This window comes from Streptomyces venezuelae, assembly GCF_008642375.1.
In the GTDB taxonomy this organism is placed as follows: domain Bacteria; phylum Actinomycetota; class Actinomycetes; order Streptomycetales; family Streptomycetaceae; genus Streptomyces; species Streptomyces venezuelae_G.
Genome location: NZ_CP029194.1, coordinates 875,859 through 899,726 on the forward strand (window position 1 = coordinate 875,859; position 23,868 = coordinate 899,726).

The following is a 23,868-nucleotide window of genomic DNA, read 5'->3' on the forward strand; positions in this document are numbered from 1 at the left end:
CGCCGCTCGTCCACGGCCAGGACGTCGAGATCACCGATCCGCGCATCCGGCTCCGCGACAGCCGCCTCCAGCAACCGCACGAGACGCGCCACCAACGCCTCGACACTGCCCCGGTCGAACAGGTCCACGGCGTACTGGGCGGAGCCCCGTATGCCGGTGGGACGGCCGGTGTCGTCGTACGCCTCGGTGACGTCGACGGTCAGGTCGAACTTGGCGACATCGAGGGAGAGAACCTCCTGTCCGACGAGGTCGAGGCCGGACAGCCGTGGCGTGGCGACGGCGTTGTTCTGGAGGACGAGCGCGACCTGGAAGAGCGGATGCCGGGCCGCCGAGCGGACGGGGTTCAGTTCCTCGACGAGCCGCTCGAACGGCACGTCCTGGTGGGCGTACGCGGCGAGGTCGGTCTCACGGACCCGTGCGACGAGCTCCCGGAACGTCGGATCGCCCGAGGTGTCCGTCCGCAGCACCAGCGTGTTCGCGAAGAAGCCCACGAGGTCGTCGAGGGCCTCGTCCGTGCGGCCGGCGACAGGCGTGCCGAGCGGGACGTCGGTGCCTGCCCCGAGGCGGGTCAGCAGTGCCGTGAGGCCCGCCTGCACGACCATGAACAGCGTGCTGTCGCTGCGGCGGGCGAGATCGAGGAGCCGTCCGTGCAGCTCCGCCGGCAGGTCCACGGGAACGACGCCGCCCTCATGGGAGGGCTGGAGCGGACGGGGGCGGTCGGTGGGGAGCGTCAGCTCGTCGCCGAGCCCTGCGAGGGTCTCCCGCCAGTGGGCGGTCTGGCGGAAGAGGAGGCTGTCGGCGTCCGCCGGATCACCGAGCAGCTCCCGCTGCCACAACGCGTAGTCCGCGTACTGCACGGGCAGCGGCGACCACTCCGGGACACCTCCGTCCACCCGAGCCCCGTATGCCACCGCCAGATCCCGCACCAACGGAGCCAACGACCAACCGTCACAAGCGATGTGATGTATCACCAGGAGCAGGCAGTACTCTCCGGCACCGCTCTCCGGACCGAACAGATGGGCCCGCAAGGGGAGTTCGATGGCAAGGTCGAATCCCTGCCGGGCCGCGGACGTGAGGGCTTCGGTGAGGCCGGCCTGGCCCGGGGATGTGTGGGTCCAGGCCACGCGCGCGTCCTGGGGTTTCAGCACCTGCTGGCGGGGCTCCCCGTCGGGCGCGGGGTACAGAGTGCGCAGCGCTTCGTGGCGCTCGACCACGTCGTCGAGGGCCCGGCGCAGGGCGGCGGTGTCGGGTGTGCCGTGCAGCCGGAGGGCGAGCGGGACGTTGTACGTGGCGCCGCTCGCCGCCGCCCCCGAGGAGCCGGAGCGCTCGGTCCGGTTGAGGAACCAGATGCGCTGCTGGGCGTGGGACAGCGGGAGTTCGGCGGGGCGCTCGGCGGGGCGCAGGGCCGCCGGGGCCTGCTCGGCACCGTCGAGGGCGCGGGCGAGGCCCGCGGCGGTCGGGTCCCGGAACAGCTCACGGATGCCGATCTCGACGCCGAAGGTGCGGCGGATGCGGCTGATCAGGCGGGCGGCGAGCAGCGAGTGGCCGCCGAGCAGCAGGAAGCTCTCGTCGGCGCCGACCTCGTCCAGTCCGAGGACCTCGGCGAACAGCGCGCACAGGGTGCGCTCGACGGGTGTCGCGGGGGCGCGGCCGGCGGGTCCGGTGCGGGCCTCCGGGGCGGGCAGGGCGTGGCGGTCGAGCTTGCCGTTCGGGGTGAGCGGCAGGGCGTCGAGGACGACGACCGCGGAGGGGACCAGGTGCTCGGGGAGCCGGTCGGCGGCGTGGGACCGCAGCTCGTCGGGCGAAGCCGGCGCGTCGAGGACGGCATAGGCGACCAGGCGCTTGTCTCCCGGGCGGTCCTCCCGGACCACGACCGCCGCCTGCCGGACAGCGCTGTGCCGCATCAGGACGGCCTGGACCTCGCCCGGCTCGACCCGGAAGCCCCGGATCTTCACCTGGCCGTCCGCGCGGCCGATGAACTCCACGACGCCGTCGGGCCGCATCCGCACGAGGTCACCTGTGCGGTAGAGGCGCTCGCCGGGGGCGCCGTAGGGGTGGGCGATGAAGCGCTCGGCGGTGAGACCTGGCTGTGCGGCATAGCCCCGGGCCAGCCCGACGCCGGCCATGTAGAGCTCGCCCTCGGCGCCGGGCGGCAGGCGGCGGAGGCGCTCGTCGAGGACATGGACCTGCTTGTGGGAGATGACGGACCCGACGGGTACGGCCGATCCTTCGGCGTCCTGAGCGGTGACGTCGTGGCAGCAGGTGAAGATCATCGACTCGACCGGCGAATACCCGTTCACCAGCCGCAGCCCCGGATACTCCGCCATCGCCTTCGCGACATGCGCCACCGACAACGGCTCACCACCCGTCATCAACTGCCGCACCCCGGCAAAACACCCCGGATACTCGTCCAGCAGGAAATTGAACAGACTCGCCGACACATGCACCGTCGACACCGCACGCGCCGCGATCAGATCCACGATCACCGAAGGCTCAGGCCGCACCCCCGGCTGAAGGACACACGTCCCCCCGTGCAGCAACGCGCCGAACAACTCCAGCGCGAACGCGTCCCACGACACCGGAGAGCACTGCAGCCACACTTCGTCGGGTCCGAAGGACACGAAGTCCTGACCCGTCAGCGTGCCCGCCATCGCCCGATGAGGAGTCACCACGCCCTTCGGCACACCCGTCGAACCCGACGTGAACATCACACACGCCACATCCTCAGGACCCGCGATCCGCCCCAGATCACCACCCTCCAACGCAGCCACCACCCCCGCCTCCGCATCCACGGAGACCGGTCGCACCGGCGTGCCGTCCCAGTGACCGGCGTACCGGGCGAGGGTGACGACCCGGGTGACGCCGGCCGGCGCGGCGACGGCGCGGACGCGCTCGGCGGGAAGCGTGGGGTCGAAGAGGGTGTATCCCGCGCCCGCCTTGAGGACGGCCAGGACGGCGACCACCAGCTCGGTGTCGCGCTCCAGCAGCACCCCGACGGTGTCGCCGCGCCGTACGCCGTGCGCGACCAGGTGGCGGGCCAGCCGGTTCGCCCGGGTGTTCAACTCGGCGTACGTGGTGTCCCGTTCCCCGAAGACCACGGCGGCGGCATCGGGGGTCCGGGCCACCTGCTCCTCGAAGACCTCGTGGACGCAGTCCATGGACACCTTCATCAACTCCATCACTCGGGCGATCGGTCGGGGCGTGTGGGGCGTGGGCGTTGCAGCCGGGGGGCGCGACAGGCGGCCGGGGGGGACGGCGGGGGGTGACAGGCGGCGGGCGGGTCAGCCCGCGGCGGTCTCGGCGACGAGGCTCGCCGGGCGCATGTCGGTCCAGTGGGTGTCGACGTAGTCGAGGCAGGCCTGCCGGGAGGTCGCTCCGTGGACGACGGTCCAGCCGTCCGGGACCTCGATGTCGGCCGGCCACAGCGAGTGCTGGTTCTCGTCGTTGACGAGGACCAGGTATGCGGCGTCCGCGTTCTCAAAGGGATTGGTGGTCATCGGAACTCTCCCGTTCTCGAAGCAATTCATATTCTTCGGGGACAGCGAAAAACTATCGCCGCCGTGAATTCAGGAAGGGCAGAAACCCGGGCAGCTGGGCGGCAGTTGTGCGGCGACGGCAGTCGAATGCCGCGGCTCAAAGGAGAGTCGGGTCCCGCAGGACCGCCGGTGTGCGGCGCTCGCCGCAGCAGCGCTCGGCGAGGAGCGCGTAAGGCAGGAGTGCCGTCAGGTCGGGCGGGCCGAACAGCGATATGCCGATGGGCAGTTCGCCGGAGAATCCTGCCGGTACCGCGATGTTGGGGTGGCCTGCCAGGGCGGGGAGGGTGGAGCTGGTCCGGGTGAAGGGGTCGGGTCCGTCGTCGATGCGCCAGGCCGGACCGCTGGTCGCGGCCATCAGGACGTCCACGCCGTGCTCGGCCAGCGCCGTGGCGAGCAGGTCCGCGGCCCGCTGCCGGGAGCGGCGCCGCCGTTCGGGAGCGAGTCTTCGGTCCTCGTCGGTGAGCGCGGCGCACAGCTCGAAGAGGTCCTGGCCGAAGGGGCCGAGTTCCACGGGGTCCCGGCGGTTCGCGGCGATGATCTCGTCGAGGGTGGCGGGGGCGTCTCGCCGCCCGCTCAGGTACCGCTCCAGGGACGGCGGGAACTCCGCGCAGAGCGCGTCGAGTCCGTCGACGAGCATGTCCCTGGGCAGGGCGAGCTCGACGGGTACGACGACGGCGCCCGCGTCCCTCAGCCGTTCGGCCGCGCGTTCCGCCACGTCCTGGGCGTCGGGCGCCATGCCCTTGACGTGCCACAGCCCCACCCGTACCGACTCCGGTGGGGCAGGGACGGCGGGTAGCGGGCTGCCGGTCAGCACCGCGAGGCAGAGAGCCGCGTCCTCCAGCCGTGCCGCGAGAGGCCCGATGGTGTCCTGGACCGTGGAGATCGGCACGATCCCGGCGACCGGGAGGGTTCCGGGGGCGGGTTTGATCGCGGCGACACCGCAGACGCCGGCCGGGCAGACGAGGGAGCCGTCCGTCTCCGTGCCGAGCGCGAGCGGGGCCATCCCTGCGGCCACTGCGGCCGCCGAACCGGCGGAGGAGCCCCACGGGCTGTGCTCGGGATCGTGCGGGTTGCGGGTCTGGCCGCCGACGGCGGACCAGCCCTCGATGCTGCCGGTGGAGCGGAAGTTGCCCCACTCGGTGAGGTTCGTCTTGCCGAGGATCACGGCCCCGGCGGCCCGTAGCCGGGCGACGACCTCCGCGTCCCGGTCGGGCGGGGTCCCGGCGAGCAGCCGGGAGCCGGCGGTGCCGGCGAGGCCCGCGGTGTCGATGTTGTCCTTGAGGAGGACGGGGATGCCGTCCAGGGGGCTCAGGGAGCGGCCCGTGGCGTGGCGGCGGTCGGCGGCGCGGGCCTGCGTCAGGGCCGTGCCGTCGACCGCGAGGACGGCACGGATCACGGGGTCGACGGCGCTGATCCGGTCCAGGCAGGCCCTGACCAGCTCGGTGCTGGTCAGCTCGCCGGAGCGCAGCAGCCGCGCCAGCTCGGCGACCGGACGGTCGAGCTCGGCGACAGGACGGTCAGTCAAGGCGGGCCTCCCGCAGGAGCGGGATGAGCGCCACCACGACGACGGCGATCAGCGCGACCAGGGCGTGCAGCAGCAGCGCCCAGGTCATTCCGGCCCACTCGACGAGCATGCCGATGACCAGGTTGCCGAGGGGGGCGGCGCCGAAGATGAGGAGCGCCTGGATGGACACGACCCGGCCGCGTACGGCTTCGGGGGCCCAGCGCTGCACGCACGACACCAGCACGGTCCCGACCAGCGCCGAGACGAGTCCCAGGCCGGCGTACGGGGCGAGCGCGGCGACCATGGAGGGCGCCCAGGCGAGCGCTGCCAGGCACGCGGTCTGCCCGATCGTGCCCAGGACGAGGACGCGTCCCGCGCGTCGGCGGGCCGGCCACACCAGGGACAACAGGAACCCGGCGGCGGCGCCGACGGTGAAGGCGGTCAGGAGCAGGCCGGCGCCGGCGGCGGCCGAGCCGTTCCGGTCCGCCATCAGCGCCACGCCGATGTTGATCGGTCCCGCACCGGCGAACTCGGTCAGTCCGATCACGGTGATCACGGCCCTTAGCCGTGGCTCGGCGGCCACGGCCCGCAGCCCTTCGCCGATCCGCGCCGCCAAGGACGCCTGCTGCGCGGTGGGGCGGGCGGCGGTGCCGTGGCCGTGCTGGGGCGTCTCCGCTGCACCACCCGGCGCGTCCGCCTGCCCATCGCCGCCCGAACCGCCCTGCGGCGCGTCGCCGTCCGGGCCATCGGGCTTCCCCGGTGCCGCGGAGCGCGGGTCCGGGATGCCCCGTGCCCGTACCCGGAGCACGGCGAGGGCCGAGATCGCGAACGTCACGGCGTTGACGGCCGCGACGAGGGGGATGCCGCCGAGGGCCATCAGCACCCCGCCGAGCGGGCCGCCCGCCGCCTGGCCGCCGCGGAGGGCGCCCAGATAGAGGGCGTTGCCGCGGACCAGCTGACTGTGGGGCAGCAGCCCGGCGCGCAGCGATCCCGAGGCCGGGATGAAGAACGCGCCGAACAGCGAGAGCCCGGCGGCCGCCACCACGAGCAGCGGCACCCCGGGGCCCAGGGCGAGGGCCCCGGCGGTCGCGAGGAGCATGACCGCGCAGCGGGCCGCATCGGCTCCCACCATGACGCGGCGCGGGCCGATGCTGTCGACGACGGCGCCCGCGCCGAGCAGGGTGACCAGCCTCGGCAGGGAGGCGAGCGCGAGGACCGCGCCCGCCCGTGCCGGGCCGGTGTCGGCGGTGACCGACCAGGCGAGTGTCACGTACCAGGCGGCGTCGCCGAGCGCGGACAGACCCATGGCGAGGGCGAATCCGAGGTAGCCGCCGTCCGTGAGCCCCGGGCCCCCGGTCCGGGTGCCGGGGGGCGCGGTCGACCCGGTGGCGGTGCCGCCGGTCACGGCTGGGTGCCCAGGGGTGTGGCGAGCGAGGGATCCGAGTGCGGGAGGCCCGATCCGGCGGCCCACACGTCCTCGTGCGCGAGGGCGCTCGCTTCGTACTTGCCCAATGCGCTGGTCAGCAGGCGCAGTTCCAGGGCCAGGGCCTCCACGAGTCGGACGAGGCCGTGCTCGGGGTCCTCCTCGACCGCGAGGAGCGCCGCGCGGCCGAGTCCGACGGCGGTGGCGCCGAGAGCGAGCGCCTTGGCCGCGCGGGTGCCCTCCCACATGCGGCCGGACACGAGCAGTGCGGCGGCGGGGCGGCCGATGCGGCGGAGGCATTCGCCCAGCGGCAGTCCGACCGCGTCGAGGAAGCCGAGCGGCGCCCAGCCGGTGCCGCCCTCCGCGCCGTCGACGGTGACCGCGTCGGCGCCGGCCGACCAGGCGACGGCGGCGGCCTCCCGGACGTCCCGCCCGGGGTGGAGCTTCACCCAGACCCGGGCGCGCGGGAAGTTGTTGCGCATCAGGCGGATCTGCTGGCGCAGGATCTCCTCGGTGAAGGTGCCGGGGCTGCTGCACCGCAGGACGCGTTCCTCGTCGCCGAGGACGTCGTCGACGGCGTACTGCTCCGCCACGCGGGTCGCGGCGGCACGGTCCAGGACGGTCATACCGCCGAGTCCGGGCTTGGCCCCCTGGCCCACCTTCAGTTCGAAGGCGAGCCGCCCCGATTCCAGCAGCGGCCTCGCGGAGGGATCGCTGTAGACGAGGTTCCACACCTCGGCGTCGGCGTCCTCGGTGCTCTGCTGCACGGCGACGCCGCCGGTGCCGTCGGGGAGTTCGTCGAGGTAGGCGCGGATGCGGCCGAGCAGGGAGCGCCCGGAGTCCCCGGAGGGTGCGGCGCCGAGCCGGCCGTAGCCGTTGACGGGGACGACGTTCTCGCCGATCACCATGGGGAGGCCGAGCCGTCCGGCCTGTCGGCTGGCGGCCGTGCCGAGGTCGGCGCTGGCCACCTGCGTCGACCCGAAGGCGGAGAGGTAGGCGGGCAGCGGGGAGTGGAGGGCGCCGACGACGGTGGTGAGGTCCACGTCGTGGTGCATCGGCTCACGGGCGAGATCGATGAGCTTCTCCAGGCGCCGCGGCATGAAGACGGGCGGCACGAGGCGGAGCGTGTCCAGGAGGTCGGCGTCCGGGGCGGTGTGGGCCGGGGTCCGTGCGGCGCCGAACAGGTTCCGTCCGTACGCCTCCACGGGCGGGAAGAGGGCGGCGGTGCCGCGGCGGGCCCGGTCGCGCACGGCGTCGGCGGGGAACGCGTCGGCCCGCAGGCCGGGATCCTCGGGGCTGTCGTCGTGGCTCTCGTCGTGGCTGTCTTCGCGACCAGCTTCGCGGCTGCCGTCGCGGCTGCCGTCGCGGTTGCCGTCGCGGCCGGCTTCGGGGCTGTCGTCCGTGAGTCGTCCGTTCACGGGGCGATCACTCCCGGCACCTTCGGGTAGGCGCTGGCCTGCCACACCGCGTCGAGCCCCGCGAGGTAGCGGGTGAAGCGTTCGAGGCCGATGCCGAAGCCCGCGCTGTCCGGTATGCCCTCGCGGACCATCTGGAGGTACCAGCCGTACTTGGCGGGGTTCTCCCCGGTCTCGCGCATCCGGGCGACGATCCGGGCGTACTCGAACTCCCTCTCACTGCCGCTGCACAGCTCGCCGTAGCCCTCGGGCGCGATGATGTCGAAGTTGCGCAGGGTGCCGGGCTCGTCGCGGCTCTCGCGGTCGTAGAAGCCCCGGGATCCCTTGGGGTAGTCGGTGACGAAGAAGGGGCGGCCGGACTTGGCGGAGAGCATGGCCTCGCCCTGCCAGTCGATCTCGGCGTCGGCGCTCTGGTCGTGCCCCATGTCGCGCAGCTCGGCGACGGCCTCGGCGTGGGTGCGGTGGCCGAAGGACTGGCCGAGCAGTTCGGTGAAGGCGCCGGTGTCGCGGCCGAGGCTCTCGAAGTCCTCGGCGTGGTGCTCGGTGACCTCGCGCACGATGTGCCGGACGAGGTCCTCGCCGAGCCGGGTGATCTCCTCGCGGGAGGCGCCCGCGACCTCGACGTCGATCTGGTGGAACTCGGCCAGGTGGCGGCTGGTGTTCGCGGTCTCCAGGGGCTCCAGGCGCACGCAGGGCGCGATGGAGAAGATCTTGTCGAAGGCGAGCAGGGAGGCCTGCTTGTAGAGGATGGCGCTGGTCATGAGCTTGTAGCGGTGGCCGTAGTAGTCGATGTCGACCTGCTTGGAGCCGCGTACGCCGGGGTCGGTGACGGGGCCGATCATCGGCAGCAGCATCTCGGTGAACCCGTGGGCTCGCAGGAAGTCGCGGGCGGCGGTGAGCACGCCGTTCTGGAGCCGTACGACGGCGCGGGTCGTCGGGTCGGTCAGGTGCCGTGCGGGGGCCTCGGGCAGGCGGTCCGTGGCGGCGGGGCCGGCCGCCGGGTCCGTGGTGTGCAGCATGGGGTTTCTACCGTCCTTCTTCGGGGAGGGCCGCACGGGTCGTCGGCGGGCGATGCCCGTCGCCGAGGGGCCGGCGGGCGGGCGAGGGGTCGAGGGCCGCGGCGTCGAAGCGCTGTTCCACATGGCGGAGGGCGCCGAGGAGACCGCTGGAGGTCAGACGTGGCTCGTGGCCGAGTTCGACGATGCCGCCGAGCGGCATGGAGCCGATGGCCGACCAGCGCAGCCGCCCGTCGGTGTCGAGATAGCTGCGGGTGCGCTGGGCGTTGTCGGGGTGGAGGCAGTAGGGGACGTCGAGGTAGCCGCGTTCGAAGGCCAGCGGGAGGGCGCGGCCGAGGTCGGGCGAGATCTCCAGGACCGCCTGGACGAGGGCGGACGCCTCGGCGTGGATGCCGGTGTCGGGGACCGACGTGCCGGAGCCCGGCGTGCCAGGGACCGGCCCGCCACGTCCCCCCGGAGCCGTCTCCGCCTCCGCGGCGCGCGCCGCGGCCTCCAGGGCGGCGGCGTTCTCCCGTACCGTCGGGATGCGGTGGGCCTCGGCGGCGGTCTTCACGATGAGACGGGCCGCGCCGGTGCGGACCGCGAGCCGGGCCGACTCCTCCAGGAGGAGCCGGGCTCCGTCGGGGGTGCGCGGGTAGACGCCCATGTACGTGTAGACGACGATGTGCCGGTCGAGGTCGGGCAGGAGCACGTCCGCGAGTCGGCGCAGGGCGTGCAGGGCCTCCTCGTCCTGAGCGGGATCGGTCCCCTGGGCGTAGCTGAGGGAGACGCTGCGCAGTCCGTGCTGGGCGAAGAACAGGGCCTCCAGGACGCTGAGCGCGACGAGCAGGCTCGGCGGGCACAACTGGCCCATCATGCAGCCGCCGAAGGTCTCCAGGTGGGGTTCGGCTCCGTGGTCGCGGGTGCGGGCGAGCAGTTCGCAGCTGCGGGCCCAGTTCTCGACGGAGGCGGTCAGCGGTGTACGGCCGTAGGGCAGGCAGTAGGAGACGGGGCCGCCCTCGGTGGCGTCGAGCCCGGCGAGGAGGAGTGCGGCGACGATGTCCTGCGGGGCGGCGGAGCCGTGGCGCACCTGCACGGGGAAGGTCTGGTCCTGGATGCCGTCGAGGACGGAGCGGGTGACGGCGGTGTCGTAGGTGACGAGGGGGTAGCCGTTGAGAGGGACGCCTTCGGCGAGGGCGCGGCGGGCGGCGGCCTGGTCGCCGACGCGGGTGTAGCTGTCGAGGGTGACGGTGCCGACGGTGGTGGCGTCGGCCGCCTTGGTGGCGGCGAGGCCGGCCCGCATGGCCCGTGGGTCGCTCATGCCCATGCGGGGCTGGACGACCAGGCGGCCGGCTGCCCGCGCGGCGGAGACGAAGGCTCCGAAGGAGCCCGGGGGAAGCGGCCGGGCCGCGGCAGCCGGGGTGGGGCGGCGCGTGGGTACGGTCATGTCGTCACGCCCGACGGGATGGATCTGAGGAACGACCCGAACGACGCGAGGCTCGCGCCCTCTTCGAAGACGGCGTCGAAGCCGGCTTCGAGGAGGCCTGCCTGATCGGTGCTGTCGGCGCCGTCGATGCCGAGCTTTCCGCCGATCACGACGGGGATGGCGGCGGTCTCGGGATGGCCGCGCAGCTCACGGATGACCCGCCGTCCGTCGTTGGCGCCGTGGCCGTTGACGCTGCTGATCACCACGAGGTCGGGGCGCCGGCGCCGGCATTCCTCGACGAGGAGCTCGTCGGGCACGCAGGCCCCGAGGTTCGCGACCCGGTGGCCCAGTTCCTCCAGCAGCAGTTGCAGAAACACGAGGTTCCAGGTGTGCGCGTCCGACGCGACGCTGGAGACGATCACCTGGAGTCCGGGTGCGGACCGTACCTCCGTGACGGGGGTCTGGACCGGGGTGACCGGGGTGCCCACTTTCATAGCCTGCCTTCGTTCGACATGACAGATGGCGTCTTCTTCTCGCCCGCGATACCCGGTCGTCTCCGAATTCCCGGTCGTCTCCGATTCCCGCCGAATTCCTCACCTGTTCCTGGTGACGGCGGGAATGTCCGATCGGGGCGCGGTTTCACCGTAGGGGCGGCTCCGAGGTCCGGAGGGAAGTCCGAGCGGCAGGTGTCCGGCAGAATCGGCCGCGGGCGACGGACGGCACGCACGCCATCAGGCCACCGCGCAGGCGACCGCGCGGGCGACCGGCGATACCGAGGCGTATTCCGCGGGAATTCCCTTTCCTTCGGTGTCGGGGCCGGGGTGCGGGGCCGAGCGGCCCGCGAGGACCGGCCGGACCCGGTGCAGGACCCGGAAGCGGTCCGGGCCGTCCTCGTCGGCGGTGCGGACCAGGCCGTGGATCAGCAGGCCGTACACGGTCGCGGCGGTGTCGGCGAGGGAGGCCCCGGCGAGCGCTGCCGCCTCGTCCAGGGTCCAGCTTCCGGGCAGCGCGCCGAGCGTGAACAGTCGTTCCCGCAGGGGCGGTTCCAGTACGGCGAGGCTGCGGGAGACCGCAGAGGCGCCGCGCCCCGAATCGGGGCTCCAGGCGGCGGGAGGCACCGAGAAGCGCTCGGGGTCCCTGGCGAGGGAGTGCAGCAGCTCTTCGGGGGCGTGGACGAGCCCCCAGGCGGCCGTGGTCTCCAGCGCGCCCGGGACGCCGTCGAGCGCGCGGCACAGCTCGGCGACGGCGGCGGTCGCGGCGGGTCGCGGGGCGTACGGGCGCAGCCGCCGCAGGTGGGACAGGAACAGCCGGACGGAGGGGAACTCGGCGAGCGCGGCGGCGTCGTGGTCGAGCGCGTGCCCGGGCACGGGCAACGGCGCGATCGGCATGACCTGTTCGCCGGCCAGGCAGGACGGGGTGGGTGCGGTGACGACGACGCGCAGGCCCGGTGCGCGTGTGAGGAGGTGGTGGACCAGGGTTCCTTCGGCCCTGTGCGCGAGACCGTCGAGGATGAGCAGCACGTCATGGCCGTGACCGCCCCCGGCGCCGGTCACGTCCGGTTCGAGGCGGCGTAACTCCCTCAGGTCGGGCGAGAGTCCGGATGCCTGCACCCAGAGCACCTGCCAGCCGTGACCGTCCCGCAGGAGGCCCGCCGCCTCTCGTACGACACGGGTCTTCCCGACCCCGCCCAAGCCGACGACGCTCACGAGCCGCTGCTGATCGACCGTCAGGAGCTCGACGAGGGAGTGGATCTCGTGCTCGCGGCCGACGGTCGTGCCGAGCAGCGCGGGCGGCACGCAGGCCTCGGGCCCGGTGGCACCGGGCCCCTCGGAGGGGAGGCGCCTGCGCGCCGCTTCGTGGAAGGCGTCGCGGGTCGCGCCGGTGAGCCGGAGGACGTCGGCGAGCAGCCGGGCCGTCTCCTGCCGGGGGCGGCGGGCGCGGCCGCTCTCCAGGTCCCGTATCGCCCTCACGCTGAGTGTGGCCAGATCGGCCATCTGCTGCTGGGTCATGCCGCTGCGCCGGCGGTGGTGGCGCAGCAGCCCGCCGAACTGGTCCGTCCCGATGGCTGTGGTCATGGGTCCCCTCCCTTGATCGGTCCTGGCGTCACCCATGGTCGGAACGGTCGGGCACGCACCGCATGGGTCGGCCGCCCCCAGATTTGGGAGCGCGGTCGGACGGAGGGTCGCGCGGGGATGCCGCCGGAGTGTCCACGGCGCGGATCGGGGTGGACGGGGGCCTCACGGAGTCGCGGACGGTCGTACGGAGCCGAGCGGAGGTACGGGCCGCGGCGGGTCCGCGGGGGGCGCGGTACAAACATGGGGGCGATGCCCCCATGTGGGACCGGGGGGTGTCCTGCGAACGTTGCACACGTGACCATCACCACCTCCACACAGGACACCACGACGGGCCTCGCCCCGGGATGGTGGGCTCCGGCCCTCCATCTGCGGGAGCGGCTCGCGGCCCCCGGTGCTCCCGCAGGCGCGCTCTCCCGCCGGGCGGCGGAGCGGCTGGCGGACCGGGTGACGGCCCTGGGCCAGGACGAGGCGTTCCCGGCGCGGCTGGCCGAGCTCGGCGTCGACGTACCGACGGTCGCCGCGCTCGCGGCGGAGCCCTCGGCGCGGCTGGCCGCCAGGACGGAGCGGCCCGCGTGGGCGGAGTTCGTGGAGCGCGCCGTGGCCTCGGCCCCGCTGTGGCCGGCCCCGGTCACGGAGTACGCACCGGCAGGGCCCGCCGCGCCACGCGACACGTGGCGGCGGGACTTCGCCGGAGCACTGGCGCCCCTGACGCGGGCGGCCGGACGGGCGCTGGGCGAGCGGCTGCGGGCTCTGCCGGGTCTGCTGCCCGGCCAGATCGATCAGGACTCCGTACGGGCCCGGTTCGAGCGGCAGCTCGGCCACCGGCTGGTGGCCCCGGCGGCGCGCACCCTGGTCCTCGAACTGAACCGTGCACGGGTCGAGGGGCGGCTCGGCGGGGCCACGCCGGAGCGCCGGTTCGCCGGCTTCGCCGCCGAACTGGGCACCCGGCGGCCCCTGTCCGGGCTGTTCGCCCGGTATCCGGTGCTGGCCCGCTTACTGGGCACCGAGTGCGTCCACGCCACCGCCGCCACCGCCGAACTCCTCGAACGGTTCGTGGCCGACCGGGCCGCGCTCGTGGAGGAACTCCTCGGGGGCGTCGACCCCGGCGCGCTGACGGGCGTGGACCTCGGTCAGGGGGACACCCATCAGCAGGGCCGCGCGGTGGCGATGCTCCGCTTCGCCGACGGCCGCACGGTGGTGTACAAGCCCCGCCCGCTCGACCAGCACGCCTGCTTCGACCGGCTCGTGGCCTGGCTCGACGACCGGCTGCCGGGCCTCGGACTGCGCACGGTCGCGGTGGTGCGCCGCGAGGGGTACGGCTGGCTGGAGTTCGTCGGCCACCGGCCCTGCGGCTCGGTCGGTGAGGCCGATCTGTTCTACCGGCGGCAGGGCGCGCTCCTGGCTCTGCTGTACGCGCTGGACGGCGCGGACATGCACTGCGAGAACCTCATCGCCTGCGGGGACCAGCCGGTGCTCGTCGACGTGGAGACGCTGATGCACCCCTCGGTGCCCGCGGCCACCACGGCGGGCCCCGACCCTGCGGCGCTGGCCCTCGCCGCCTCCGTGCACCGGACCTGCCTGCTGCCGCAGTTGCTGATCGGCGAGCACGGAGCGCTCGACATCTCGGCCCTCGGCGGCGGTCAGGCCGCGCTGTCCCCCGCCGACGCCGTCGACTGGGCGGACGCCGGCACCGACACGATGCATCTGGTACGCCGACGGGTCCCGTACTCCGGAAGCCCCAACCGCCCTTCGCTGGAAGGCCGGGAGATCGATCCGGGCGCGTACGGCGCGGCGCTGCTGACCGGATTCCGGCTGGGCTACGACACTTTGGTCGCCTGTAGGGAGGAACTCCTCGCCGAGGAAGGGCCCTTGGCGGGCTTCGGCACGGCGCCTGCCCGATTCGTGGGGCGGGCGACCCGGCTGTACGCGACGCTCCTGGACGAGTCGGCCCACCCCGACGTGCTCGGCGACGCCGTCGACCGGGACGTGCTGTTCTCCCTGCTGTACGCCGAGTCCGCGGGCGACCCGGTACGGCGGCGCCTGGTCGAGCACGAGATCGCGGACCTCTGGGACGGCGACGTCCCGGTCTTCGTCCACCGGCCCTGCAGCACCGACGCGTGGTCGTCCCGTGGGGCCCGACTGCCCGGCCTGCTGGCCACGCCCGCGCTCGTCGCCACCGAGGAGAAGATCTCCGGCCTCGACGAGGTGGACCGGCACCACCAGGAATGGCTGATCTCGGCCGCGCTGTCCGCCCGCCGGGCCGGCCGCGTCACGCACCGCGCCGACGCGCCGGTCCTGCCCACGGCGCCCGCCGCGGTGCCGGAGCCGCGCCGTCTCCTCGCGGCTGCGTGCGGCATCGCCGACGAGATCGTGGGGCGCGCGGTCCGCGACGACTCCCGGGCCAACTGGATCGGCCTTGAGCTCGTCGACGGCAGGCACTGGGCGGTGACCCCGATGGGCGCCGGTCTCGCCGACGGCTACACCGGAGTGGCGCTGTTCCTCGCCCAGTTGGGCCGACTGACCGGCGTCGGCCGCTACACGGACCTGGCCGCGCGGGCCGCCCGGCCACTGCCGCGGCTCATCCACGCGCTCGCCTCCGACCCCGAGCTGAGCCGTGCGGTCGGGCCCGGCGGATTCCACGGCCTGGGCGGGCTCTGTTACGCGCTCGCCCGGCTGACCACCCTGCTCGGCGACGACCGGCTCGGCGACTGCCTGCCGCTCGCGCTGCGGGCGCTGGCCGCCTCGGCCCGTACGCACGACCCTGCCGGTCCCCCGGCGGACGTCGGCACCGGTCTCGCGGGAGGTCTCGCGGCGCTCCTCGCGGTCCACCGGGAGACCGGGCTGGCCGAAGCCGCCGCGCTCGCCGCGGAGTTCGCCGACCGGCTCCTCCCGGTGGCCGGCGAACTCCCGGCCGGGTTCCTGCGGGGGCGGGCCGGTGCGGGCTGGGCACTGCGCCGCTACGAGGCGGCCGCGCCCTCGCCCGAGGGCAGGTACGCGACGGCCGGCCGGGCCCTGCTCGGCCCGGTGGCGACGGGCTCGGACACGGACATCGACCTCGGCTGGTGCTCAGGGCTCTCCGGCACCCTCCTGGCCGGCATGGCCGACGCCACAGCCTCGGCCACCACCTCGGCAACGGCCGTCCCGGCCACCGTGTGGGACCGACTGGCGGGTGACCGCCCGCCCTTGAGCGATCTGAGTCTGTGTCACGGGGAGCTCGGCACGGTGGAGGCCCTGGCCGTCGCCGCCGCGCACGGGCTTCCCGGGGCCTCGGCCCGGCTCACCCATCGAACCGGGCTGGTGCTCGGCGCGCTGGACGGGTACGGACCCCGTTGTGCCACCCCTGACACGGTGCCCTCTCCCGGGCTCCTCACCGGATCGTCCGGCATCGGCTACGCCCTGCTCCGGCTGGGCTTCGCCGAGACCGTCCCCTCCGTACTCCTCCTCGACCCCACTCCTGGGGAGCGGTGACCCCGCCGTCCCCTCGCACCACCCGCACCACCCGCACGGAACCCGCAGAGCGCACGGCACGTACGGCACGCACGGCACGTACGGCACGTACGGCACGCACGTCCATCCGACCGCACCTCGAAAGGATCTCCATGAACCCGCAGACGCCGTCCCGCGAGACCGCCACCGCACTCACCGACACGACCGTCGAGGGCCCCGGGGCCACCGGCGCGGTGGATCCGGCCGGGCGTATCGCGCTCTCCGGGCGTGACCGGGCCACGGCCCGGGCCCGGGCACTCGCGGGTCTCGCTCTCGGCACCGGTCTCGTGGCGATCCTCAACGACATCGACACGACCGTGAGCATCCCGATCCTGCCGATCTGACACTCCGACCTGACATCCCCGTCCCCGGCGGCCGCCCTCCGATCCCTGTGGAGGCGGCCGCCGGCGCCGTGTGTGCGGGCACCTGATCGAAGCGTCACTTATGCCCTGGCATGAACGGGTAAATTCGCGGGTATGCATCCCCGAGCTCCTCTCCTCGTCGGACGTGACGCGGAAATCGCCCAGTTGGCACGCGCCCTCGAGACCGCTCGCGGGCGGCGCGGCAGCACGGTGTTCCTGGTCGGCGACGGAGGCATCGGCAAGTCACGGCTCGCGGCCGAGGCGACGGGCCTGGCCTTCTCCGCCGGAATGCGGGTGCTGCGCGGCCGGGGCAGCACGATCGGGCCGATGGTGCCGTTCCGCCCCCTCACCGAGGCGCTGATGTCGCTCTTCCGCGGTGGTGAGCCGTGGGAGGAGGCCGAACTGGGACCGTACCGGCCGGTGTTGGGGCGACTGGTCCCCGACTGGGCGGGCGAGGCGCAGAACGGCGGCTCGCTGGTGGTGCTCGCCGAGGCCGTCCTGCGGCTGCTCTCGGTGGTGTCGAGGGAGCACGGCGCCCTGGTGGTCCTCGAGGATCTGCACGACGCCGACACCGAGACCCTGGTGGTGCTCGAATACCTGGTGGACAACCTGGAGCACCTGCCGGTGGTCCTGCTCGCGACCACCCGCGCGGAGCCGTGCGCCGCCCTGGACCTGGCGCACTCGGTGGCTCAGCGGCGCTCCGGCGTGCTGCTCGGTCTGGGGCCGATGGACCGCTCCGAGGTCGCCCGGATGATCGCCTCCTGCCTGGACACCGAGGCGGACCGGGTGCCCGGCGAGATCGTGGAGCGGCTCTGGGACACCAGTGTCGGGAATCCGTTCGTCGTCGAGGAGCTGCTCCACGGCATGATCGGCAACGGCTCGGTGGTCCACCGGGGCGTCTCCTGGGAGGTCGTCGGCTCGCTGCGCACCGAGGTGCCGAGCACGCTCGTGCGGGGCATCGCGCACCGTACCGACCGGCTGGGACCGCAGGGCCGGATGCTGCTGTCGGCGGCGGCCGTGCTCGGCCGCCGCTTCCCGCTGCCCGTGCTCCAGCGGATGTGCGGCATCGACGACCACGGCCTGCTGAGCCATCTGCACGCGGGGGTGGCCGCCCAGTTGGTGGTGCCGGACGAGCCTGCCCCCGACTGGTACGCGTTCCGGCATCCGCTGACCGCCGAGGCTCTGCTGGCCCAGCTGACCCCCACCGACCGGGCTAAGCTGTCCGGCCGGGCGGCCGAGGTGGTGGAGGAGCTCCACCCGGGGCTGCCGGGCGAGTGGTGTCCGCTGGTGGCGGCGCTGCGCCGGGACGCCGGGGACCGGGTGGGTGCGGCGCGGCTGTTCACGGAGGCGGGCCGGCGTGCGCTGGCGGACGGTGCCGTGGGCTCGGGGGTGTCGCTGCTGCTGGGCGCCGAGGAGCTGCTCGCGCATTGTCAGGACTGGTCGGCGCGGGCAGAGGTGCTGGAGTCGCTGCTGCCCGCGCTGGCGGAGAGCGGTGAGTTCGACCGGGCCTTCGAGCTGGCGGAGGGCCTGCACGAGCTGGTCGGCGCGGGGGTGGAGGCCGGCCGTCTCGCCGCGCTCCACACCCGGCTGGCCAAGGTGGCTCATCTGGCGGGCCGTTGGGCCGACGGCAATGCGCAGATCGTCGAGGCCCGGGCGCTCCTGACGACCGTACGCGATCCGGCGCAGTCGGCCGCCGTCGACGTGGTGGCGGCGTATCTGGCGCTGGACACTCCGGGCCCTGACCGCACCGAGACGGCCGAGAAGCTGGCCCGGGCCGCGGTCTCGGCGGCCGAGGCCGGGCCGCAGCCGGCGGTGGCCTGCCAGGCCTGGGAGCTTCTCGGGGTGCTGGCCCGGGAGCGCGATCTCGACGAGGCGCGGTTGTGCTTCGAGCGGGCGCGGCGGATCGCCGAGCAGCACCGGCTGCCGATTCCGCGGGCCTACGCGCTGGTGCGGGTCGGCGGGAACGAATGGCTGGCGGTCGGGGAGACGCGGTCCCTGGAGCTGGCGCGCGAGGAGGCGTTACGGCTGGGCGCGGTCACCATCGCGTACTCGATCGACGCGATCCTCGTCCTCCAGGCGGTGCTCTGCGGCCGGTTCGAGGAGGCCGCGCGGCTCGGTGGGGAGATAGCGACGACGGCGGCCCGGCTGCGGCTCGCGCCGGTGGCGCGGTACGTGCTGATGACCCGGGCGACGCTGGCGGCGCACCAGGGCGACCGGGCGGCGATGGAGGGAGCGCTGCGGGAGTTCGCCGGCTGGGACGGGGCGGGCTCGCAGGAGGAGCCGCTGTGCATCGGTCTGGCGCGCGCGTTCTGCGCACTCCTCGAGGAGAACCGGCCGCTGGCGCTGCGGGAGTTGGACCGGGCGCGCACGCAGGAGCTGGACAGTCCGACGACGTTCCATCTGAGTGGTCTGCACGGGCTGCGGCTGCTGCTCGACGTGCTGGCCGGTGAGGCGGGCTGGGACCACTACCACCGTACGGCTGCCACCTCGGCGAGCCGGATGCGTTGGAACCGGCAGTTCGTGCTGCTGGCCCACGCGGTGCTGCTCGGCCGCTCGGGCGAGGCGGAGTCGGCGGTGTCGGCGGTCGCCGAGGCGGAGCTGCTGGCCGCCCCCTATCCGACCGCGCTCCATCTGGGGCTGCGCCTGACGGCCGAGGCGGCCCTCGAGAACGGCTGGGGGGATCCGGCCACGTGGCTGCGCCGGGCGGAGGAGCACTTCCACGCCGCGTCGGTGCCGGACGTGGCGGGTGCCTGCCGGGCGCTGCTGCGCCAATTCGGAGTCTCGGTCCGGCAGCGGCGCAGCGGCGCGGACCGCATTCCGGCGCCGCTGCGGGCGCTGGGGGTGACGGTCCGCGAGTACGAGGTCTTCCAGCTGCTGGCGGAACGTTTGAGCAACAAGGCCATCGCGGGCCGTCTCTACATCTCGCCGAGGACGGTCGAGAAGCATGTGGCGGCCCTGCTGACGAAGACCGCGCGGCAGGACCGCGAGGCGCTGTGCGACCTGTCCGCGTCGGACCCGGCGGGGCAGAAGCACTGACCCAAGGGTGCTTGGATGTCTCCCATGTTGAGTTCCGCGAAATCCGCTGCCGCGCTCCGGACAGCCGCACGTGTCTCCGCCGAATCGCTTCTGGTGCTGTTGATGGCCGCGGTGACGCTGTGGCTCGTGGGCCGTATGTGGTCCATAGTGTGGCCGCTGATCGCGGCCCTGTTCCTCACCACCCTCACCTGGCCGCCGGCCCGGTTCCTGCGGCGGCACGGCTGGCCCCCGGCCCTCGCCGCGGCGACGGTGACCGTGCTCTTCCTCCTGTCCGTCGCGGGCATCGTCGCGCTGATCGCCGTACCCATGGCGTCCCAGTCCGGTGAACTCGGCGACGGAGTCGTCGACGGCATCCAGTGGTTGCGCGAGTGGGCGGCCGGACCTCCGCTGAACATCAACGACACCCAGATCACCGGAGCACTCGACACCGCCGTCGCCCGCCTCCAGGACAGCATCGGCAGCATGGTCACCGCGCTCGCGACGGGGCTCGGCACCGTCTTCAACGGCGTGGTCACCGCGTTCCTCGCGCTCTTCCTGATGTTCTTCTTCCTCAAGGACGGGCCGCGTTTCCTGCCGTGGCTCACGCGCCAGCTCCCCGGCCGGCTCGCCACCGACATCCCGGTCGTCGCCGAGCGCAGCTGGGACACCCTCGGCGCGTTCGTCCGCTCGCAGGCGTTCGTCGGCCTGATCGACGCCGTCCTCATCGGCCTGGGGCTGTGGATCCTCGACGTGCCCCTGGTCCTTCCGCTGGCCGTCCTGACGTTCGTCTCCGCGTTCGTACCGATCATCGGCGCCCTGTTCGCGGGTCTGGTCGCGGTCCTCATCGCCCTCGTGTCGAACGGTCCGACCGACGCGCTGATCGTGCTCGCGCTCATCGTGGTCGTCCAGCAGTTGGAGGGCAACGTCTTCCAGCCCATGATCCAGAGCCGCGGTCTGGGCCTGCACGCGGCGGTCATCCTGCTGGCCGTCACGCTCGGCGGCAGCACGGCCGGCATCGTGGGCAGCCTGCTCGCCGTCCCCGTGGCCGCGCTGATCGCCGTGGTCTGGAACTACGTACGCTCCCAGCTCGAAGACCCCCGCCGGGAGACGGACCCCGACGCTCCGCCGGCGGACGGGCCGACCGCCGACGAACCGCCCGCCGGCGCTCCCCTCGGCACGGCCGCGACCGCCTAGGGCCTATCCGACCCTGATCCGTCGGACAGGCCCCAGTACGGCCCTTCGACGTGCGCGTCACCAGCCGCTGGTGAACCATTGAAGGAGGTCGTGCCCGCGGCAACGGGGTGCGGGGGAAGGCAGGCACGGGCTCCGGACTCCAGGTGTGGCAAGCCTCCAGAGGTGGCGAGCGTGGACGTCTTCGATGCCGTCGTCGTCGGATCGGGTTTCGGCGGATCCGTGACCGCCTTCCGTCTGGCCGAGGCGCGGAAGAGCGTCTGCGTGCTGGAGAGGGGAAAGCCGTACCCGCCGGGCTCCTTTCCCCGCAGCCCCCACGAGGCGGCGAAGAACTTCTGGGACCCGGACTCCCGGCTGTTCGGGATGTACGACATGTGGAGCTTCTCGAAGCTCGACGCGCTGGTGTGCAGCGGTCTCGGCGGGGGCTCGCTGATCTACGCCAACGTGCTGATCCGCAAGCCGGAGAGCTGGTTCGTCCACGAGTCGTTCGACGGCGGTTACGAGCACTGGCCCGTCACCCGCACGGACCTCGAACCGCACTACCAGCTCGTCGAGGACATGCTCGGCGCGCAGCGGTATCCCGTCCATGTGACGCCCTACAAGGACACTCCCAAGACCCTCGCCATGGAAGAGGCGGCGGCGCAGCTGGGTCTCGACTGGGAACTGCCGAAGCTGGCCGTCTCGTTCGGGAACCCCGCGGCGCCCGGCGTACCCATCGAGGGCGGCGAGGACAACTACCATCGGAGCCCGCGCTACACGTGCAGGCTCGTCGGTGAATGCGACCTGGGCTGCAACTTCGGCAGCAAGAACAGCCTCGACTTCACCTACCTCAGCGCCGCCGAGCAGCTCGGGGCGGACATCCGGCCCCACTGCGAGGTCTTCTCGTTCGAACCGGTGCCGGAGGGCTTCCTGGTCTCCTACATCAGGCACGTCGCCGCCGCCGACGGGGATCCGTTCGCCCCTCCCCAGCGGCACACCGTCAGGGCCAGGAGGCTGATCCTCTCCGCCGGCACCCTCGGCACCACCTATCTTCTGCTGCGGAACCGGAGTGCCTTCCCCGGGCTCAGTCCGGCGCTGGGTACGCACTTCTCGGGGAACGGCGACTTCCTCGGCCTGGTGCTCAAGGCACGGCTGAGGCGTCGGGAGCTGCCCGGTGAAGCGGAGTCGCACCTCCTCAGGCCCAGTTTCGGCCCGGTCATCACGAGTGCGATGCGCGTGGAACGCGAGGAGAACGCCGAGAACGCCGAGAACGCCGAGACCAGGGACGCCGCCCGGGGTGCCTACATCGAGGACGCCGGCTACCCGGAGTTCCTGAACTGGCTCGTCGAGCACAACGTCCTCACCATGTCGACCAGGGTCGGGAGGTTCCTGCTCCGGCGAGGCTGGGCGCAGTTGACGGGGACCGCCCGGAGCCGGGTGGGACGGCAGCTCGGTGACGCCATGGGCAAGGGGCTGTTCACCGCGACGTCCCTGCCGCTGCTCGGCATGGGAAGAGACGTCCCCAACGGCCGCATGTTCCTCCGGGAGGGGCACCTCGACCTCGACTGGGACCTGGCCGCCTCCGACCCGTACTTCCGGCAGATGAACGACACCATGCGGCGCGTATCCCGCAGCGTCGGCGGACGCTACGTCTCGAACCCCCTGTGGTGGCTCAACCGCCTCATCACCGTGCATCCACTGGGCGGCGCGCCGATGGGACGCCATGTGCAGGAGGGGGTGGTGGACTCCTTCGGGCGCGTGTACGGGTATCCGGGTCTGTCGATCGCCGACGGCTCGATGATGCCCGGCCCCGTCGGCCCGAACCCCTCGCTCACCATCGCGGCACTGGCCGACCGGTCGGCCGTCCGCATCATCGAAGACGATTCCGGGAACTCCACGGAGCCCTCATGACGACCGGCCAGGGCGGCGAGCGCCGCGGCGACTCCCCGCGCAGATCCCTCATCCTCGCCGGCGGCGGCCTGAAGGTGGCCTTCCAGGCGGGAGTCCTCCAAGTCCTGCTCGACGAGGCCGAGTTGCGGTTCGACCATGTCGACGGAGCGAGCGGCGGCATCTTCAACCTCGCGATGTACTGCCAGGGGATGTCCGGGCGCGAGATCGCGGACAACTGGCGCACCCTCTCGCCCTTGAAGGGCGTCACCCCGAACTGGCGCGAACTGCCGAAGGGACCGTACGCCCGTTCGCTCTTCACGCTCGACGGCTACCGGCGCCACGTCTTCCCGGGCTGGGGACTGGACTGGGACCGGATCCGGGCCACCGACCGCGAAGCCACCTTCAACCTCTACGACTTCAGCTCCAACGAGCTGGAGGCGGTGACCCCGGACCGGATGGACGAGGACCGCTTCTGCGCCGGGGTGGCGCTGCCCATGTGGTTCCCTCCCGTGGTGATCGACGGGCGGACGTACATCGACCCGGTCTACCTCACGGACGGAAACGTCGAGGAGGCGATCCGGCGCGGGTGCGACGAGCTGTGGATCATCTGGACGGTCAGCCGGCGGCACCGCTGGCGCGACGGGTTCGTGGCCAACTACTTCCACATCATCGAGACCACGGCCAACGGGCAGTTGAAGCACTGGCTGCGCCGGATCGAGGTCAGCAACGCGGCCATCCGCGCGGGAGGGCACGGGGAGTTCGGGAGGCTCATCGAGGTCCGGCTCCTCAGCGCCGAGGTCCCGTTGAACTACCTCGTCAACTTCAGCCGGGACCGCTTCGCCCAAGCCGTGGAACTCGGAGTCCGGCGCGCCCGTGACTGGTGCACCGCCCAGGACATTCCCTGGCGGGCCGGTGCTCCTCCGGACCGCGCCGACCCCACCCGTATCCGCTTCACCGAACGCATGGTCGGACGCGTCACGTTCGGCGAGCACGACATCCAGGAGATCCCCGCGCCGGAGCGCGGAGCCACCGCCGACCTGGCGCTGCACGTGACCGTCGACATCCAGGGGGTGGACCGCTTCCTCGCCAGCCCGGAGCACGAGGCCGCCATCCGGGGAGAGATCGTCTGCCAGGCACTGGGCGGACGACTCCCGGTCGAGCGAGGAACGTTCCAGTTGTTCGTGGAGCGGTCCGACCCGCAGCACCTCCGGATGAACTACCGCCTGCACTTCACCGACCGGGCCGGCCATCCGCTCACCCTCAGCGGGCACAAGGACGTCGACGAGGACTCCCGCCGGGGAGTCTGGCAGGACACGTCCGTCCTCCACACCCGCGTTCTCCGCGGCCACATCGGCTCCGAAGAGGAGCCCGAAGCCCAGGTGGTGGCCTCCGGAGCCGTACGCATCCGCCCTGCCGACTTCCTGAAGCAGCTCACCACCTTCCGGGTCGAAGCGCCGACGCTCCCCGGCAGGGTGACCACGCTGGGGCGCTTCGGGCAGTTCTTCGCCGGCAAGCTGTGGGACGTGTACGCGCAGAACGTCCTGCCCTGGTCACCTCTGTGAGCGAGGAGG

Annotated in this window: 14 protein-coding genes and 1 pseudogene; 6 read left to right on the forward strand and 9 right to left on the reverse strand. The window is 73.1% G+C overall.

Annotated features, from left to right (window positions below; all coding sequences use genetic code 11):
• Positions 1–2: 2 nt before the first annotated feature.
• The 9 genes and pseudogenes from DEJ46_RS40850 to DEJ46_RS03815 all read right to left on the reverse strand — a co-directional run.
• Positions 3–3,179 (reverse strand): annotated as a pseudogene (locus DEJ46_RS40850) (amino acid adenylation domain-containing protein); the annotation flags it as partial.
• A gap of 102 nt (positions 3,180–3,281) precedes the next feature.
• Complete coding sequence (locus tag DEJ46_RS03780; protein ID WP_150264154.1) at positions 3,282–3,497, reverse strand: MbtH family protein; 216 nt, start codon at positions 3,495–3,497, stop codon at positions 3,282–3,284.
• A gap of 136 nt (positions 3,498–3,633) precedes the next feature.
• Positions 3,634–5,061: an amidase family protein gene (locus tag DEJ46_RS03785; protein ID WP_150264155.1), complete on the reverse strand. Its 1,428-nt coding sequence runs from the start codon at positions 5,059–5,061 to the stop codon at positions 3,634–3,636.
• The gene (locus DEJ46_RS03790; RefSeq protein WP_150264156.1) at positions 5,054–6,445 is read right to left on the reverse strand and encodes an MFS transporter; all 1,392 of its coding nucleotides are present in this window, start codon (positions 6,443–6,445) and stop codon (positions 5,054–5,056) included. Before DEJ46_RS03790 ends, DEJ46_RS03785 begins: the two co-directional genes overlap by 8 nt.
• Positions 6,442–7,743 (reverse strand): glutamate synthase-related protein, encoded by a 1,302-nt coding sequence (locus tag DEJ46_RS03795; RefSeq protein ID WP_150274071.1) that lies wholly within the window; start codon positions 7,741–7,743, stop codon positions 6,442–6,444. The genes DEJ46_RS03790 and DEJ46_RS03795 overlap by 4 nt, the downstream gene beginning before the upstream one ends.
• A 134-nt stretch (positions 7,744–7,877) precedes the next feature.
• Positions 7,878–8,897, reverse strand: coding sequence for an asparagine synthetase A (locus DEJ46_RS03800; protein ID WP_150264157.1), 1,020 nt, complete (start codon positions 8,895–8,897; stop codon positions 7,878–7,880).
• Between the two features lie 7 nt (positions 8,898–8,904).
• A complete protein-coding gene (locus DEJ46_RS03805) occupies positions 8,905–10,320 on the reverse strand; it encodes a methylaspartate mutase (RefSeq protein ID WP_150264158.1) in 1,416 nt (471 codons plus the stop codon).
• Positions 10,317–10,787, reverse strand: a complete 471-nt coding sequence (locus DEJ46_RS03810) for a cobalamin B12-binding domain-containing protein (protein WP_411757713.1) — start codon at positions 10,785–10,787, stop codon at positions 10,317–10,319. The genes DEJ46_RS03805 and DEJ46_RS03810 overlap by 4 nt, the downstream gene beginning before the upstream one ends.
• 243 nt (positions 10,788–11,030) lie before the next feature.
• Positions 11,031–12,374, reverse strand: coding sequence for a helix-turn-helix domain-containing protein (locus tag DEJ46_RS03815; RefSeq protein ID WP_190622415.1), 1,344 nt, complete (start codon positions 12,372–12,374; stop codon positions 11,031–11,033).
• Positions 12,375–12,668: 294 nt separating this feature from the next.
• On the opposite strand from DEJ46_RS03815, the gene DEJ46_RS03820 reads away from it, so the two are divergent.
• From DEJ46_RS03820 to DEJ46_RS03845, 6 genes are all read left to right on the forward strand, one after another.
• Positions 12,669–15,842 carry a type 2 lanthipeptide synthetase LanM family protein gene (locus DEJ46_RS03820; RefSeq protein WP_150264161.1) on the forward strand — a complete coding sequence of 1,058 codons (3,174 nt, stop codon included), beginning with the start codon at positions 12,669–12,671 and terminating at the stop codon, positions 15,840–15,842.
• A 131-nt stretch (positions 15,843–15,973) separates the two neighbouring features.
• The gene (locus DEJ46_RS38975; protein WP_190623340.1) at positions 15,974–16,204 is read left to right on the forward strand and encodes a hypothetical protein; all 231 of its coding nucleotides are present in this window, start codon (positions 15,974–15,976) and stop codon (positions 16,202–16,204) included.
• Between the two features lie 132 nt (positions 16,205–16,336).
• Positions 16,337–19,258: a helix-turn-helix transcriptional regulator gene (locus tag DEJ46_RS40440; RefSeq protein ID WP_150264163.1), complete on the forward strand. Its 2,922-nt coding sequence runs from the start codon at positions 16,337–16,339 to the stop codon at positions 19,256–19,258.
• 15 nt (positions 19,259–19,273) lie between these two features.
• Positions 19,274–20,431: an AI-2E family transporter gene (locus DEJ46_RS03835; RefSeq protein ID WP_150264164.1), complete on the forward strand. Its 1,158-nt coding sequence runs from the start codon at positions 19,274–19,276 to the stop codon at positions 20,429–20,431.
• A gap of 171 nt (positions 20,432–20,602) precedes the next feature.
• A complete protein-coding gene (locus DEJ46_RS03840; protein WP_223834490.1) occupies positions 20,603–22,318 on the forward strand; it encodes a GMC oxidoreductase in 1,716 nt (571 codons plus the stop codon).
• The gene (locus DEJ46_RS03845; protein WP_150264166.1) at positions 22,315–23,859 is read left to right on the forward strand and encodes a patatin-like phospholipase family protein; all 1,545 of its coding nucleotides are present in this window, start codon (positions 22,315–22,317) and stop codon (positions 23,857–23,859) included. Before DEJ46_RS03840 ends, DEJ46_RS03845 begins: the two co-directional genes overlap by 4 nt.
• The last annotated feature ends 9 nt before the right edge of the window (positions 23,860–23,868 follow it).